The sequence below is a fragment of the Oceanimonas marisflavi genome (assembly GCF_003049725.1).
Taxonomy (GTDB): Bacteria; Pseudomonadota; Gammaproteobacteria; order Enterobacterales; family Aeromonadaceae; genus Oceanimonas; species Oceanimonas marisflavi.
The window spans coordinates 1-249 of record NZ_QAGM01000090.1; the positions used below are offsets into that span (position 1 = coordinate 1).

A 249-nucleotide genomic window follows, 5' to 3' on the forward strand; every position below is an offset into this window, starting at 1 on the left:
CGGTTCACACACATCTGAAGCTTAGAGGCTTTTCCTGGAAGCAGGGCATCAATGACTTCGGTACCGTAGTACCTTCGTCTCGGGTCTCAGCGTTGTGACTCCGGATTTGCCTAAAGTCACCACCTACTCCCTTTCACCAGGACAACCAACGCCTGGCCCATCTAGCCTTCTCCGTCCCCCCATCGCAATGTGTGTCAGTACGGGAATATTAACCCGTTTCCCATCGACTACGCCTTTCGGCCTCGCCTT

1 rRNA gene is annotated in these 249 nt (G+C 54.2%); it reads right to left on the reverse strand.

From position 1 onward, the window contains the following. Positions 1-249: ribosomal RNA gene (locus tag DA373_RS16210) — 23S ribosomal RNA — on the reverse strand; the annotation flags it as partial.